General features: G+C 65.4%; 12 protein-coding genes. 4 read left to right on the top strand and 8 right to left on the bottom strand.

Translation table 11 applies throughout. From position 1 onward, the window contains the following. Positions 1 to 29: 29 nt before the first annotated feature. The 3 genes from ACR0R4_RS12225 to ACR0R4_RS12215 all read right to left on the bottom strand — a co-directional run bounded on the left by ACR0R4_RS12225 (position 30) and on the right by ACR0R4_RS12215 (position 2881). Positions 30 to 1286, bottom strand: coding sequence for a DUF2254 domain-containing protein (locus ACR0R4_RS12225; RefSeq protein WP_433647712.1), 1257 nt, complete (start codon positions 1284 to 1286; stop codon positions 30 to 32). An 87-nt stretch (positions 1287 to 1373) separates the two neighbouring features. Further along, positions 1374 to 2402 carry a pirin family protein gene (locus tag ACR0R4_RS12220; protein ID WP_433647711.1) on the bottom strand — a complete coding sequence of 343 codons (1029 nt, stop codon included), beginning with the start codon at positions 2400 to 2402 and terminating at the stop codon, positions 1374 to 1376. After that, positions 2399 to 2881 (bottom strand): hypothetical protein, encoded by a 483-nt coding sequence (locus ACR0R4_RS12215; RefSeq protein WP_433647710.1) that lies wholly within the window; start codon positions 2879 to 2881, stop codon positions 2399 to 2401. Before ACR0R4_RS12215 ends, ACR0R4_RS12220 begins: the two co-directional genes overlap by 4 nt. Before the next feature lie 216 nt (positions 2882 to 3097). On the opposite strand from ACR0R4_RS12215, the gene ACR0R4_RS12210 reads away from it, so the two are divergent. From ACR0R4_RS12210 to solA, 4 genes are all read left to right on the top strand, one after another. Beyond that, positions 3098 to 4480, top strand: a complete 1383-nt coding sequence (locus tag ACR0R4_RS12210) for a cryptochrome/photolyase family protein (RefSeq protein WP_433647709.1) — start codon at positions 3098 to 3100, stop codon at positions 4478 to 4480. 105 nt (positions 4481 to 4585) lie between these two features. Beyond that, the gene (locus tag ACR0R4_RS12205; protein ID WP_433647708.1) at positions 4586 to 5128 is read left to right on the top strand and encodes a TetR/AcrR family transcriptional regulator; all 543 of its coding nucleotides are present in this window, start codon (positions 4586 to 4588) and stop codon (positions 5126 to 5128) included. A gap of 102 nt (positions 5129 to 5230) precedes the next feature. Further along, the gene (locus ACR0R4_RS12200) at positions 5231 to 6379 is read left to right on the top strand and encodes a tyramine oxidase subunit B (RefSeq protein WP_433647707.1); all 1149 of its coding nucleotides are present in this window, start codon (positions 5231 to 5233) and stop codon (positions 6377 to 6379) included. An 88-nt stretch (positions 6380 to 6467) separates the two neighbouring features. Further along, positions 6468 to 7643, top strand: a complete 1176-nt coding sequence (gene solA / locus ACR0R4_RS12195; protein ID WP_433647706.1) for an N-methyl-L-tryptophan oxidase — start codon at positions 6468 to 6470, stop codon at positions 7641 to 7643. Positions 7644 to 7727: 84 nt separating this feature from the next. Here the strand turns inward: solA and ACR0R4_RS12190 are convergent, their stop codons facing one another. The 5 genes from ACR0R4_RS12190 to ACR0R4_RS12170 form a co-directional block, all read right to left on the bottom strand. Next, positions 7728 to 9245, bottom strand: a complete 1518-nt coding sequence (locus ACR0R4_RS12190; RefSeq protein WP_433647705.1) for an APC family permease — start codon at positions 9243 to 9245, stop codon at positions 7728 to 7730. A 169-nt stretch (positions 9246 to 9414) separates the two neighbouring features. Then, the gene (gene hpaD, locus ACR0R4_RS12185; RefSeq protein ID WP_433647704.1) at positions 9415 to 10557 is read right to left on the bottom strand and encodes a 3,4-dihydroxyphenylacetate 2,3-dioxygenase; all 1143 of its coding nucleotides are present in this window, start codon (positions 10555 to 10557) and stop codon (positions 9415 to 9417) included. An 84-nt stretch (positions 10558 to 10641) separates the two neighbouring features. Further along, complete coding sequence (gene hpaE, locus ACR0R4_RS12180) at positions 10642 to 12138, bottom strand: 5-carboxymethyl-2-hydroxymuconate semialdehyde dehydrogenase (RefSeq protein ID WP_433647703.1); 1497 nt, start codon at positions 12136 to 12138, stop codon at positions 10642 to 10644. 42 nt (positions 12139 to 12180) lie between these two features. After that, positions 12181 to 12885, bottom strand: a complete 705-nt coding sequence (locus ACR0R4_RS12175; RefSeq protein ID WP_433647702.1) for a GntR family transcriptional regulator — start codon at positions 12883 to 12885, stop codon at positions 12181 to 12183. Positions 12886 to 12894: 9 nt separating this feature from the next. After that, complete coding sequence (locus tag ACR0R4_RS12170) at positions 12895 to 14406, bottom strand: fumarylacetoacetate hydrolase family protein (protein ID WP_433647701.1); 1512 nt, start codon at positions 14404 to 14406, stop codon at positions 12895 to 12897. Between the last annotated feature and the right edge of the window lie 267 nt (positions 14407 to 14673).

The following is a 14673-nucleotide window of genomic DNA, read 5'->3' as shown; positions in this document are numbered from 1 at the left end:
CACCCGCACGCGCGGGGCGTACCCACACTCTAGAACTCGGCACGAGGGGTCGTAATCGCCTCGGCGTGTAGCTGCGCGACCTCGCGAAGATCTGCTTCGTGGCTGAGCGCGAGTGTCGCCCGATCGAGCCCGTCGACTGCCTGCGCGCGCAACGCCTGGGCCCACGGGCCGTCGGCCTCGGAAATCAGTGCCCCGATCTCGCGTTGCACTCGCATCGCCACTTCTACGATGCCCGCACCGTCTCGTGCGGTCGGCCGAAGCGCATCGATCACCATGTCGTCGGGGTCGATCAGAGGCACGTGCACCAGGGCGCAGGTCACGGGCGGGCGATTCGCTGCGCGCATGGCGGTGCTCAGCACACGCTGCGCGGCACTGAGCACCTCGATCGCCGTGCCTGGATCGTTGATACCCGGCGAGAGGGCCCGGCTGGAGATCTCCGACAGCGCGATGAGGCCCAACCGCGGATCCTGTTCAAAGGTGCGGTGCGGCGCGACGACGAAGGCCTGCTGCACCGCCGAGCGAAGTTCTTCCGTGACGTCTCCGGTGAGATAAGCAAGCGGCACGTGAGCGGTCGCACGTGCCCCCGCGCGGCGTGCGACCCAGACCTCGCAGCCACCGTGTTCGGCCACCCGTTGCAGGGCGGGCACGTCAACGCGCACGACGAACCCCGCGTGGTCGGACTCCACGGGAGTGGCGTGGGAGGGCGGGTCGATCCACTCGCGACCCCCGAGTCGCGGGTCGGAGGCGTAGCGTTCCATTGCTTGCTGCGCCGCGTGTTCAACCCGGTCGATGATGTCTGCCATGCGGCCGAAGCGGGTCAGGAACGAGATCCAGTGCAGCAGCGTGAACATCACTGCGGCGATCACCACGAGGGTCCCGAGGAACAGCAGGGTGCGACCGGTATCGCTGTATGCCTGCATTGACAGCGCGACGATGCCCACGATCGAGAATGCGAAGGCTCCCACGAAGGTAGATAGGGCGTTCTGCGAGGTGCGGTCGCTGATGAGCAGCTGGGTGGATCGCGGCGTGCCCGACTGTGTGGCAGAGGAGTACGCCGACACCATCGCCGTGAGCGAGAAGGTCGTCACCGCAAGCATGGAACTCGCGAGAATCTGCAGGATTGGCGAGACCGCGTCTTGGCCCAGATCGATCGTGATGGCATCGGGCACCGCAGAACTCAGCAGGTGCGCGGCCACCGCGAGCACCACCCCGGCGAGCGCAAACAGCGTCGCCCGAAACCAGATGCCCTTGAGGAAATTCTGCAGGTAGGTGCGCCAGCGGGTCATCGGTGGGCCTCTCCTCGTGCTCGTGCTATTGGTGTTGGTGTTGGTCTCGGAAATTCAGGCGAAATTGGCTGCTCGGTCGCCCGTGGATCAGTCGCGGGGCTTGAGCCTTGCGATCGGCAGGGCAGGTGCGGGGAGCGGGGGCTCCGGTTCGTCGTCAGGCAGCCCAAAGGTGGGCTCACTTGCGTGTCGCGGCGCAGGCTTCGTCGGCACGTCGGTGGTAGCGTCAATCTCCGCGTGCCACGCTCTGCGCGCGGTCACGATCTCTTCGTGCGTGCGGGCGACGAAGTTCCACCACATCACCAGCTGCTCACCGAATGGCGCACCGCCGATGAGGATCACGCGCGCACCCTCGTCGCCCGCGACGAGGCGAATGATGCTGGCACCGGCAGAAATGAATGCGAGGGTGTCGCGGGGCACGAAGACCTCGCTGGTGTCAGGTGCGCTCACCAACGAGAGGGTGCCGTGATCCACCAGCACACCGTGCTCGAAACCGGGTCCGACCGCGAGCTCGAGCACCGCTCCCGGCAAGAGGTTGAGCTCGGCGCCCAAGAGTGGTGTATGTGTCGCGACCGGCGAGGTCTCGCCGAGGAGCGAGCCGAGGAACACCTGCGCCGCCCAGCCCGGGCCGGTGCGCACGGGGGGCACGAAGTGCTCGAAGCCCCGGGAAACGTTGCGGGCGTGGTCGGGTAGGGCGATCCACAATTGCACGCCGTGCAGCAGCCTGGTGTCTGCGGTCGACCGTTCGGAGTGGCTGATGCCGCTGCCCGCGGTCATCAGGTTCAGTTCGCCCGGCCGCACGAGGGCGTGCGCCCCCGAGCTATCGCGGTGCTCGATCGTGCCCGAGAACAGCCAGCTCGCGGTCTGCAGGCCGGTGTGCGGGTGCGCGGGCACGTTCATGCCGCCCGACACCGCCACGTCGTCGGGGCCGTAGTGGTCGAGGAAGCACCACGCGCCGATGAGGGTGCGGCCCCGCTGGGGCAGCGTGCGACGCACGTTCATCGCGCGGAGGCCGCCGAGCGGCACGTCGCGTGGATCGAGCAGCGTGATCTGCCCTCCCGGGCCTCCCGCCTGCTCGTCGCAGATCGTCTCCTCGGGTTTCGTTTCGAGGTTGCTCATGCGGATCGCCACCCCGGCGCGAGCTTCCTGATGCGGCGCGCGCGCCACGCCCACGTGGCCCAGAGCACGGGCCAGACGAGCGGGGCAAGGAAGCCGCCGAATTCCAGGCGATCGCGCCAGATGGCTCGGCCCGGGTTGCCCGGGGCCTGCGTGATCGTCATGCGGTGGTGCCAGCCGTTCACGAGCGCGAGCGGGCCGCTGACCGGGTGTCCCGTGTCGTGCATCGTGCGCACGAGCGACTCGCCCGTGCCGTGTGTCTCATCAGTGACGCGGATCACCTGGCGACCGACGGGCACGAGCCCGGCGAAGCGCAGTTCGACCTCTACCTCGTCCCCCGGCGAAAAGTGCTCGGGCATGTGCGTGAGCGGTTCCAACTGCATGATCGAGCCGTAGAGTTCGGCCGCTACGGCGGTGGTGTGCACCGCCGTCCACGCCGCGTCGGGTGGGCAGGCAATCTCGAACCGCAGGTCGATCCTCATGCCCCCATCTTCGCAGAGCGGGGAAGACAGTGTCTGGATTGGAGGCCACGTTGCTCTGATGCGCTCGAAGATTGAGTCTTGCGGTCGAACTCCCCGACACGCCGTTCAGGGTCGGGCGCTAGTGGTTGTTTCTTTGAACTGGAACCAGCCACATGCGCCCGACTCCGAGTGTGGTCCCCAACGGCTGCTGCTTGACGTTCGCCCTAGAGTTGATCCGTGACGACACTGGTTTGGTTTCGAGATGACCTGCGCACCGACGATCATCCGGCGCTCGCTGCAGCCGCGAGCGACCCGGGCGGGGTGGTCGCGCTGTATGTGCTCGACGAGGTTTCTGCGGGGGTGCGGCCGCTGGGGGGCGCCACGAAGTGGTGGCTGCACCACTCGCTCGAGTCGCTTGCGGCCGGGCTTGAGGCGCTCGGGGTGCCGCTCGTGCTGCGGCGCGGCGCGGCCGGCGAGGTGGTGCCGGCGGTGGCCCGCGAGCTGGGTGCCGACCGGGTGCTCTGGAACCGGCGCTACGGCGCGGCCGAGCGTCGCGTCGATGCCGCGCTGAAACAGGGCCTGCGCGAGTCCGGCCTCGATGCCCATTCCTTTGCCGGTTCGCTGCTCTTCGAACCCTGGACGATCACCACGAAGACGGGCGGCCCATACCGGGTGTACTCGCCCTTCTGGCGGGCGTGCCTCGCGTCGCCTCCGCCCCGGACGCCGATTGCGGTGCCGGTGTTTGCGGATCCACCCGCCGCCGTGGCGGCAACGATGGCCGCGGTTCCGAGTGACGCGCTCTCCGACTGGCAGTTGCTGCCAACGCACCCCGACTGGGCGGCCGAGTTTGGCGCACACTGGCAGCCGGGAGAGCCGGCCGCGCGCGCTCGGCTCAGCGAATTTCTCGCCGCACGCGCCCACCGCTATGCGAGCGAGCGCGATCTGCCCGCGAGCGACGCGACCTCGGGGCTCGCGCCGCACCTGCGCTTCGGTGAGATCAGCCCGCAGCGCGTGTGGCACGAGTCGCTCGCCTCGGGTGCCGACGTGGGCATGTTCCTCTCCGAGCTCGGCTGGCGCGAGTTTGCCTGGCACACGTACTTCCACCGGCCCGATCTCGCGACCCAGAACCTCGATCGCCGCTTCGACGCGTTCCCGTGGCGGGAAGACGCGGGTGAGTCGCTGGCAAGCTGGCAGCAGGGTCGCACGGGCATCCCGCTCGTCGACGCGGGCATGCGCGAACTCTGGCGCAGCGGCACCATGCACAACCGCGTACGCATGGTGGTCGCCTCGTTCCTCGTGAAGAATCTTCTGGTCGACTGGCGCGAGGGAGAGGCCTGGTTCTGGGACACCCTCGTCGATGCCGACGCGGCCTCGAACCCATTTAACTGGCAGTGGGTTGCCGGGTGTGGTGCCGACGCGGCACCCTACTTCCGCATCTTCAACCCCGTGACGCAGCAGCAGAAGTTTGATTCAGGCGGTACCTATGTGGATCGCTGGGCACCCGACTCGGTGCTGACTCCGCCCATGGTTGACCTCAGGGCGACCCGCGTGCGGGCGCTCGCCGCGTTCGACCGGGTCAAGTCTCAGGCTCTCGGAGGGGATCCGCACTTTTCAACCTAGTAGGGCGCTAGTGGCTGCCTTACGACTCTGAAGCAGCCACTAGCTCCCTACCGCGAGAGAGCACTTGCCCCCGACGTGATCCACAATTCGCGTACGCTCGAAGCTATGACTGACCCAAGCGGGCGCGAGGCCCTGCTCCGTGCCACGATCGTCGTTGTCGCAAACGGGGGCCTGCGTGCGCTGACGTACCGGGCAGTTGCAGCTGAAGCGGGCGTGTCACACGGGCTGGTACGACACCACTTTGGCACCCGAGATCGGCTCGTCGCCGAGGCGATGGATTTCGCGATCTCCGAGAGCCTGCGTCGCTCAAATATGCTCGACCCGCTCGAGACGGTGGCCGACTTTGCGCGCGGAATCGAGACCCTGTCGGAACGTGAGAGTGAAATCCAGGCGTTCCAGTACGAGCTCCTGCTCGAATCGCGGCGCCGTCCTGAACTGAAGCCCGCGGTCGAGCGTCACTACGAGGCGTATCGTTCAGCGATCACGAGGCAACTGCGGCAACTGGGGGTGAATGATCCCGCGTTGGTAGAGGTGCTCTGGTTTGCGCTTGATGCGATCGTGTTCAAGCAGCTGGTGCATCCGAGCGACGTGGGCGCGGCAGTGGATCGCCTTCGGCTCCTCATCGTGACCGCCACGCACGCGGACTGAGATTCTTTCCTTGACTATCCAAATGGATAGTCATACCCTGATTCTGAAGAGATCGCCCGAACGCGATGCCCGTTGTCGCGCGACGAGATCCACTGCACACGGATGAAGGGCCACAGCGACGTGACATCAACGAAGATCGAATTTTTGTACCTCAGCGAACCCGACATGATTCGGGCCGGTGTGACCAACATGGCGGAGTGCGTCGACACCATGTCCGAGATGCTCGGGCTCTTTGCCGCCGGCGACTACCGCATGGCCGGTGTCGACAATAATTCGCACGGGGCGATGATGACCTTCCCGACCGAGGCCACATTCCCTGGGATGCCGGTCGATGGACCAGACCGTCGCTTTATGGCGATGCCCGCGTATCTCGGCGGTGACTTTCAGACGGCCGGCTGCAAGTGGTACGGGTCGAACGTCGAGAACAAGAAGCATGGCCTGCCGCGGTCGATCCTCATGTTTACCCTGAACGATAAAGACACCGGGGCACCCCTCGCGTACATGTCGGCAAACCTACTCAGCGCGTATCGCACCGGCGCGATCCCGGGTGTGGGTGCCCGCTATCTCGCGCGAGGCGATGCGAAGGTGGTTGGCATCGTTGGGCCAGGGGTGATGAATCGCACCTCGCTCGAATCGTTCCTCGCGGTGCGCCCCGGGATCGATACCGTCAAGATTTTCGGCCGCGGCGAGAAGAGCAAGACCTCATTCGCGGCGTGGGTGCGGGAAAAATTCCCGCAGATCACCACCCTCGAAATGGTAGATCGCATGGAGGATGCGGTGCGCGAAAGCGACATCGTGAGTATCGCGGTGCCGAGCGATATGGGGTCTGAGAACTACCCCACGGTGCGTGAGGGGTGGCTGAAGCCCGGTGCGTTCCTGTGCTGCTCGGCCCACCTGGCCGTCGACGAGGCGGTCGTGCAGCAGGCTCGCCACGTCGCCGATGCCCGAAGTATCTACCAGGCATGGGCTGGCGAGCTTCCCGCGCCCGCGCACGAAACGGTCGGGCTGTGGGGGATGCACCTCGTCGACCGGGTGCGCGACGGGCGCATGCGCCCTGAGCAATTTGAAGATCTGGGCGAGATCATCCAGGGCAAGACCCCGGGGCGCCAAAGCGAGGACGAGATCTTCATCTATTCCGTTGGCGGAATGCCCGTAGAGGATGTCGCCTGGGCCACGAAGGTCTACCGGAACGCGGTGCGCGACGGGATCGGCACCACGCTCAAACTCTGGGATGAGCCGACGCTCGCCTAGTACGCATCCCGATCCACCGTGGAGAAACCCGCCGGGGCCATCACGCTGTCGCGATACCCGCGCTCGAAAATATCTGAAGGACACTGACATGGAACACCAGAAGACCAATGTGCTCGTTATCGGCGCCGGCACCGTCGGCGCGATGGCGCTGTGGCAACTCAGCAAGGTCGAGGGCGTGGATGTCGTCGGCATCGAACAGTATGGCCGTGTGCACTCGCACGGCTCATACGCGGGGGAGTCGAGGGTGTTCCGCACCGCGGTCCATGAGGGAGGCACCTATGTGCCGATGATCCAGCGTTCGCGGGAGCTGTGGCGCGAACTCGAGCGTGAATCGGGTCGCAGCATCTACGCCGAAGTCGGTGCCCTCAGTATCGCAACTGAGGGGTTTCCCGATCTCGTCACCGCTATGGGCACGGTTCGCGACTTCGACCTGCCGCACCGCATGCTCAGCACCGAGGAGTTGCGCACCGAATTTCCGCAGCACCTCGTGCACGATGGCGATGTCGGCCTGTTTGACGAGCACGGCGGCGGGCTGCGCCCCGAAGTCGCGGTCATGAGCGCGCTCGATCTCGCCGAAGCTGCCGGTGCGCGGTTGTTCTTCAATACCCCCGTGCTTGGCATCGAGGAGGGGCCCGCAGGTGTGGTCGTGCGAACCACTCAGGGATCGTGGCTCGCAGACACGGTGATCGTTGCCTCCGGCTCGTGGTCAACCAGGCTGTCGCCCGAGTTGAACGACCTGCTGCGGCTGCAGGTGCTCGGTCTCACCTGGTTCATGCCGAAACGGCCCGAGCTGTTCGCACCCGCGCACTTTCCAGTCTTTCTGCGCGATGCGGGTCCCGTGCACTTCTTCGGTGCGCCGAGCTTCGACGGCTACGCGTTTAAGGCCTGCACGAATCCTGAGTGGCCTGTGTTCCGAGATGTCTCCGAGGTGCCGCTCTCGCACACCCGCGAGGAACTCATCAAGATCGGGCAGCGCGCGGCCGAGCTGTTCGTCGACGTCAACCCCGAGCCGGTGCGGCAGAGTGTGCATCACTGCGCCTACACCCCCGACCGGTTGCCAGTGGTGGATCGCAGCGCCTCCGGCCGCGTGGTAACCGTCGCGGGCCTGTCAGGGCACGGCTTCAAGTTCGCGCCCAAGCTCGGCGAGTGGGCGGCTCAGCTGGCCACCGGGGTCGACGACGCCGGGGTGGATCCGCGCTTCGCGCTCCCCGCGCACCTCGACCGTCTCGCGGTGACGGGGCCGTACCGAGGCGGCGGGCACTGATCCACCCGGGCAAACGAGAACGGGGCGGGCGGATCTCTGATCCACCCGCCCCCTTCTCGTACGTTGGCGAGAGCCCGTCGACTATTACTCGACGATCTCGATGATCTCGGTGCCGTATGCGCCCGGCTCGGTGCCATGGCCAATGCCCGCATAGAGCTGCGGATCTCGTGACTTCAGCACGAGCCCCCAGACCACGCCGACGACCAGCCCTACAAACAGCAGACCGGGCAAGATGAACGTGGTGGCATCCGGTGTTTCCTGTCCGAGCAGCAACTGAAAGTTGCTGAGCGCAAGGAAGAGCACCCACGCAAGGAACACGAGTGCGAGGACGGGCGCGACCACGCGCGTCCACACGCCCAGACCGTGCTGATTCTTGCGAAAGTACCCGATGACCGCGAGCGTCGCGAGGAACATGAGGATCACGAGTCCCAGCGCCCCGGTGTTCGTGAGCCAGGTGAACATGGTGAACACCGGGAAGAGGAAGCCCATGTCTCCGAGCGCTGCGGCCCCGCCGAAGACATCGCCCGCGAGGGCGAAGCCGGCAACGAGCATCACCGCAATGATCGTCTGGGTGATTGAGCCAGCGATCGGCGCGCCGGCTTTGCTGGTGCGGGCAAACGATCGAGGGAGGACCCCTTCGCGACCCAGCGAGAAGAAGTACCGGGCAACCGCGTTGTGAAACGACTGCAGCGCGGCGAACAGGCTGGTGAGGAAGAGGAGAGCCATGATGTCGGCGACGATGAGTCCGAGCTTGTCGCCCATGAAGATGAACATGAGGTCCGGGCCCGACTCCTGCGAGGCACCCACGATCTGCGACGGGCCGATGCCCACTGAGAAGGCCCACGCGCTAAACGCGTAGAAGACGCCAATGATGGTGACTGCGGCGTAGGTCGCACGCGGCACCGTGCGCTTCGGATCCTTCGCCTCTTCGCCATAGATCGCCGCGCCCTCGAAGCCCATGAAGGCCGCGAAATTGAACAGCAGTACGATACCGAACACAGGTGTCAGTGCGGCCATCGGGTTGAGCGCCACCGCGCTCACTCCCTCGGGTGCGGCCGAGAGCGCCACGATGTCGAAGATGATGACGACGATGAATTCGAGCGCGACCAGCACGCCAAGAACCTTCGCTGAGAGGTCAACACGGTTGATGCCCAGTAGGCCGACCACGATGATGCAAAGGAAGATCCACACCCACCACGGAGAGGCCATACCGGTCTTCGCTTCGATGAAGAGCGACAGCTGAAAGCCGAAGAGGCCATAGATGCCGACCTGCATCGTGTTGTAGGCGACGAGCGCCACGAGGGAGGTGCCGACTCCGAGCGGGCGGCCGAGGCCCTGCGACACGTACGCGTAGAAGGCGCCCGAGTTGGTGATGAAGCGCCCCATCGCGGTGAATCCGACCGAGAAGATGATGAGCATGACCGCCAGCACGAGAAAGCCGACGGGCACCCCCATCGACCCGGTGACGGCGAAGGAGGTGGGTACGCCACCCGCCACGACGGTGAGCGGCGCCGAGGCCGCGATGATCATAAACGTAATTGCTGGCACACCGAGGGTGCGTTTGCTGAGTGAGTGTGGTGCCTGAATCGCTTCGGTACTCATGACCTGTCCTCTCTGAGTGGCATCGTTGCCGGTCAGTTGGTTTGAGTCTAAGTTCGAAGGCTTGGCTGGGGGCGAAATAAGCTGTGCACAGCGTGCAGACATGGCGTGGCGTGCAGAAAAAAGAGGGGGTGGATCGGCCATCCGATCCACCCCCGCTTCAAAGAACGACTTACAGCGTGTTGCCGAGCTTGAAGCCCTTGTCGCCCTCTGCGTCGCGAGTGTAGGAAAACCCGTCGGCGCCAATAGTCACTGCCATCTCGCTGGCATCGGTGCGCGCCACGACGGGCTGCGGGTTACCGTCGAGGTCGAGCACGAGCGACGCATTGGTGTACCAGGAGGGCACGACCGGGTTGCCCCACCAGTCGCGGCGCTGGTTGTCGTGCACGTCCCAGGTCACGACCGGGTTGTCGGGATCGCCGGTGTAGTAATCCTGGGTGTAGATCTCGACGCGGTGGCCGTCGGGATCCAGCAGGTAGAGGTAGAACGCGTTCGAGACGCCGTGACGGCCGGGGCCGCGCTCGATGCGGTCGCTCATGCGCAGCGCGCCGAGCTTGTCGCAGATCGCGAGGATGTTGTGCTTCTCGTGGGTCGAGAACGCGACGTGGTGCATGCGGGGTCCGTCGCCACCCGTCATCGCGGTGTCATGCACGGTGGGCTTGCGGCGCATCCACGCAGCGTAGACGGTACCGTCTTCGTCCTGGATGTCCTCGGTGACGCGGAAGCCGAGATCCTGCATGAACTTCGTCGCGCGCGGCACGTCGGGGGTGACCTGGTTGAAGTGGTCGAGACGCACAAGCGCGCCCGGGGTGTACAGGTCGTAACGCCATGCCAGACGCTCGACGTGCTCAACGTCGTAGAAGAATTCGTAGGGGAAGCCCAGCGGATCCTCGACGCGCACGGAGTCGCCGATACCCTTGGTGAAGCCGTCCGCGCGACGCTCGACACGGCAACCCAACTCGGTGTAGAACGCGACGGCCTTGTCGAGGTCCTCGGGGGTGCGCACGCGGTACGAGAAGGCGGCGACCGCAGCGACGGGGCCCTTGCGCAGCACCAGGTTGTGGTGGATGAATTCTTCGAGCGAGCGCAAGTAGATCGCGTTCTCGTCTTCTTCGGTGACGGTGAGACCGAGCACGTCGACGTAGAAGTTGCGCGATACCTCGAGGTCGGTGACCACGAGCTCCATGTATGCGCAGCGGAGAATATCGGGCGCCTCGGCCTTCGGCGTGGGCACCGGGTTGTCGGTGTGGATCGGGGCTTCTTCGGTGACGTAGAAGCCACTTGAGGTCTTGGTACGACCCTTGAGTTCAGACATTTCTGTGTCCTTACGTGTGTTGGTGAGTGGGGTGGATCGGTGGCGGGCCGTGCGGCCCGCCACCTCACGTGTGAGAGCGGAGGGTTACTTCCCGGCACCGAAACGAGGCGAGTGAGCCTCGTTCAGTGTGATCTGGATCGACTGCTGAGTGGTGTAGAAATCGATCGAGCGGTAGCCGCCCTCGCGCCCGAGGCCCGATGCCTTGACACCGCCGAACGGGGTGCGCAAGTCGCGCACGTTGTTCGAGTTCAGCCACACCATGCCCGATTCGATGCCGTGCGCGAAGTTGTGCGCGCGCTTCAGGTTTGAGGTCCAGACGTAGGCGGCCAGGCCGTACTTGGTGTCGTTTGCGAGCTCAAGCGCCTCCTCATCGGTGTCGAAGGGGGTGATGGCGACGACGGGCCCGAAGATCTCCTCCTGGAAGATGCGGGCATCGGGCTTCACATCGGCGAAGACGGTCGGGGCGACGTAGTTGCCCTCGGGGAAGCCCTCGGGGCGGCCGCCGCCGGCGACGAGACGGCCCTCGGTCTTCCCGATCTCGACGTAGCTCATGACCTTGTCGAAGTGACTCGGGTGCACGAGTGCACCGACCTCGGTGGCCGGGTCGGATGGCAGGCCCACGACAATGTTCTTCGCGCGCTCCGCGTATCGGGCAACGAAGTCGTCGTAGATGTCGCGCTGCACGAGCACGCGCGATCCCGCTGTGCAGCGCTCGCCGTTCAGGCTGAACACGCTGAAGACGGTGGCATCGAGCGCCTCTTCGAGGTCGGCGTCGGCAAAGACCACCGACGGGCTCTTGCCGCCGAGTTCAAGCGACAGACCCTTCAGGAATGGCGCGGCGTTGGTCGAGAGCATGGCACCGGTTGAGCTGTCGCCGGTAAACGAGATGAGCGGCACATCGGGGTGCTTGACGATGGCATCGCCAGCCACTCCGCCGGATCCGAGGATGAGGTTGAATACGCCGTCGGGCATGCCCGCCTCGCGGAAGATCTCGGGCCACAGGGCTGCCGAGAGGGGTGTGTAGCTCGCGGGCTTCAGCACGACCGTGTTGCCGGTGGCGAGGGCCGGGGCAAGCTTCCACGACTCCTGCATGAAGGGCACGTTCCACGGGGTGATGAGGCCAGCGACGCCGATCGGCTTGCGGTTGACATAGTTCATCTGGCGACCAGGCACCCGGAACGCGTTGTCTTGCTGCGCGACGATGAGGTCCGCGAAGAAGCGGAAGTTCTCGGCGGCGCGGCGGGCCTGGCCCTTGGCCTGGGTGATGGGCAAGCCGGAGTCCCAGCTCTCGATCAGGGCGAGCTGTTCGTCGCGCGACTCGACGATGTCGGCGACCTTGTGCAGAATGCGCGACCGCTCACGGGCCAGCATCTTGGGCCAGGGGCCCTCGTCAAACGCGCGCTTCGCGGCGGCGACGGCGAGGTCGACGTCTTCCTTCTGTGCCGACGCGGACATGATGTAGGTCTCGTTCGAGACGGGTTCGATGACCTCGAACTCTGCGCCACCGATTGAGTCGACGAACTTGCCGTCGATGAAGTGCTGGATCTTCTCGGGGAGCCCCTCGGGCTTCTGATAGGTCATGCGTTGCCTTCTTTCGTTGCGAGCAATTTCAGGGTCTGGTGCTTAGGCCGCTGAGGCCTGGGGGTGCGCTTCGGCTTGGGTGTCGGCCAGCCGCTTGGCGTGCTGAGCGTTCTGCGCGAGCACTGCATTCAGCGTGCCGAGTCGGTGGTCGCGGGCAGCGATTTCGATCTCGATCGTGGGCGCGTGACCCACAATCAACTGCAGGATGCGGTCGTGCTCGTTCACCGATTCCTGGGCGCGGCCGGGCACGAAACTGAACGACGAGTTGCGCAGCACCCGCATGCGGTTCCAGCCGCGGTGCACGAGGTCGAGAATATGCGGATTGGGGCATGTCTCGAACAAGACGCTGTGAAACTCGAGATTCAATTCGGTAAAGCGTTGTGGATCGAAGCGCGACAGGCTTTCTCGCATGCGCTCGTTGATGGCCCGGGCGCGCGCAATTTGGTCAGAGGTGATGGCTGGTGATGCGAGGGCCGTCGCCGACCCTTCCACGAGCGCGAGCGTCTCCATCGTGTGCTGGTACTCGGTCTCCTTGATGAGTGCCACCTGCGCGCCCACGTTGGTCTCAAAGGTCACGAGCCCCTCTGCTTCCAGGCGGCGGATCGCCTCACGTACCGGGACCACCGACATGCCGAGCTCGGTAGCGATCGGCGCGAGCACGAGGCGGTACCCGGGTACGTAGCGCCCACTTTCGATGCGCTCACGCATCAGGCGATACGCCTGTTCAGATTTTGATATCGGTGCCATCAGGAATACCTAGCCCTGCGTCTTTTGCTCGGCGCGGGCGGCGTCATAGCGAGTGCGCCATTCGGCATTCATCGGAAAGAGTCCGTCGACCGCGGCACCGCCGGCGACCTGCTCGGCGACCCACGCGTCCTCGACCTCCTGCGCGGCGGCCTCGCGCGCAACCTCCTCGAGGAGGAACGGCGGGATCACAATGACACCGTCCCGGTCGCCGTAGATGATGTCGCCGGGCTGCACGGCGGCTCCGCCACACGCGATGGTGACATCGGTCTCCCACGGCACGTGACGGCGACCGAGCACGCTCGGGTGCGCGCCCTGCGAGAACACGGGAATGTTGAATTCCTGCACGGCGGCGAAGTCACGCACCCCGCCGTCGGTCACGATGCCTGCCGCACCGCGCACCTGCGCGCGCAGTGCGAGCACATCGCCCACGGTGCCGGTGCTCGGGATGCCCCGGGCTTCGACGACGAGCACCTCGCCTGGGTTGACGGTGTCAAACGCGCGCTTCTGCGCGTTGAAGCCGCCCGCGTGCGCCTTGAAAAGGTCGGGGCGGAACGGGATGAACCGCAGGGTTTTTGCGGTGCCGAGAATCCGGTCGCCCTCGTGGTTCGGGTAGACCCCGTCGATGAAGATATCGACGTAGCCGCGCTTGCGGAGCGCCGCGGAGACCGTGGCGACCGCGACACCGTCGAGCAGGCCGCGGATCTCGTCGGTCAGCGGGCCGGCGGTTGTGGCCTCGTTCGGGTTCTGTTCCAAGCGACTCGCGCGGCCGGCTGCGACGGCGGCCGCGTGCGCCGCCTCGCTGCCCCACGCCTCAATGCGCTGGAGATCGTCGACCTTGGGCTTGTTCCCGAAATCGCCGAATGCTGTGGTTCCCTGAGTGACGGTGGTGATGAGGCGGCCTGATGTCGGCGCGCCGGGCGCGTTTGGAGCGTCGACCTCCACCTCGACCACGTCGCCGGGCAGCACGACCGAGCTGCCGGCGGGGGTGCCGGTCAGGATCACGTCGCCGGTCTCGAGGGTCATGTGCTGCGAGAGATCCGCCACCAACTGACCAAAGGAGAACTTGAGGGTATCGCTCGTGTCGTCTTGCACGAGCTGGCCGTTCACCCAGGTGCGCACGCGGAAGTCGCCCTGGCCGAGGCCCTCGGTCGAGATCGCGGCGGGGCCGATCGGGGTGAAGCCGTCGCCGCCCTTGTTGCGCAGGTTTGAACCCTTGTCTGCCGCACGCAGGTCGTACAGGCCGAAGTCGTTTGCCGCAGTGACCTGAGCGACGTGCGACCAGCCGTCTTCGGGGGTGACCCAGCGGGCGGGCGTGCCAATCACGAGGGCAATCTCGCCCTCGAAGGCGAGCAGTTCGGTGCCCGCGGGACGCTCGATGGTGCCGCCGGTCGCCGCGAGTGACGAGCTCGGCTTCAGAAAGTAGGAGGGGAGCGCCGCCTCGCGACCGCGTTGCTGCATGCGTGAGGGGTAGCTCAGGTGCACGGCGATGATCTTGCCGGGGGTGTCGATTCCGTAGGTCATGTGACTGCCTCGTCTCTTTGTATCTCAAATGATATACGATTCGCGATGGTTTGTGAAGATCGCGGCGTACCTTACGTATATTGATCGCGTAGCCCGAGTCGTGCCTCACATACTTTGATCGCATACTCTTACGCTGAACCGGTATGAACAAGGGTGTATTGATCGCGTAGCCCGAGTCGTGCCTCACATACTTTGATCGCATACTCTTACGCTGAACCGGTATGAACAAGGGTGTGGTGTCAGTGCCGACACGAATCGAAGTCACCA

The sequence above is a fragment of the Leucobacter fengyongliangi genome (genome assembly GCF_050971685.1).
GTDB lineage: Bacteria > Actinomycetota > Actinomycetes > Actinomycetales > Microbacteriaceae > Leucobacter.
The sequence above is the reverse complement of the archived record's forward strand: the minus strand, read 5'-3'. Positions and strand labels throughout refer to the sequence as shown.

Excerpts from the sequence above, each read along its gene's own strand:
- ACR0R4_RS12200 (WP_433647707.1), top strand. The coding sequence starts at position 5,231 with ATGAAGGGCCACAGCGACGTGACATCAACGAAGATCGAATTTTTGTAC.
- ACR0R4_RS12225 (WP_433647712.1), bottom strand. The coding sequence starts at position 1,286 with ATGACCCGCTGGCGCACCTACCTGCAGAATTTCCTCAAGGGCATCTGG.
- hpaE (WP_433647703.1), bottom strand. The coding sequence starts at position 12,138 with ATGACCTATCAGAAGCCCGAGGGGCTCCCCGAGAAGATCCAGCACTTC.
- ACR0R4_RS12205 (WP_433647708.1), top strand. The coding sequence starts at position 4,586 with ATGACTGACCCAAGCGGGCGCGAGGCCCTGCTCCGTGCCACGATCGTC.
- ACR0R4_RS12170 (WP_433647701.1), bottom strand. The coding sequence starts at position 14,406 with ATGACCTACGGAATCGACACCCCCGGCAAGATCATCGCCGTGCACCTG.
- ACR0R4_RS12190 (WP_433647705.1), bottom strand. The coding sequence starts at position 9,245 with ATGAGTACCGAAGCGATTCAGGCACCACACTCACTCAGCAAACGCACC.
- solA (WP_433647706.1), top strand. The coding sequence starts at position 6,468 with ATGGAACACCAGAAGACCAATGTGCTCGTTATCGGCGCCGGCACCGTC.
- ACR0R4_RS12215 (WP_433647710.1), bottom strand. The coding sequence starts at position 2,881 with ATGAGGATCGACCTGCGGTTCGAGATTGCCTGCCCACCCGACGCGGCG.
- ACR0R4_RS12175 (WP_433647702.1), bottom strand. The coding sequence starts at position 12,885 with ATGGCACCGATATCAAAATCTGAACAGGCGTATCGCCTGATGCGTGAG.
- ACR0R4_RS12220 (WP_433647711.1), bottom strand. The coding sequence starts at position 2,402 with ATGAGCAACCTCGAAACGAAACCCGAGGAGACGATCTGCGACGAGCAG.
- hpaD (WP_433647704.1), bottom strand. The coding sequence starts at position 10,557 with ATGTCTGAACTCAAGGGTCGTACCAAGACCTCAAGTGGCTTCTACGTC.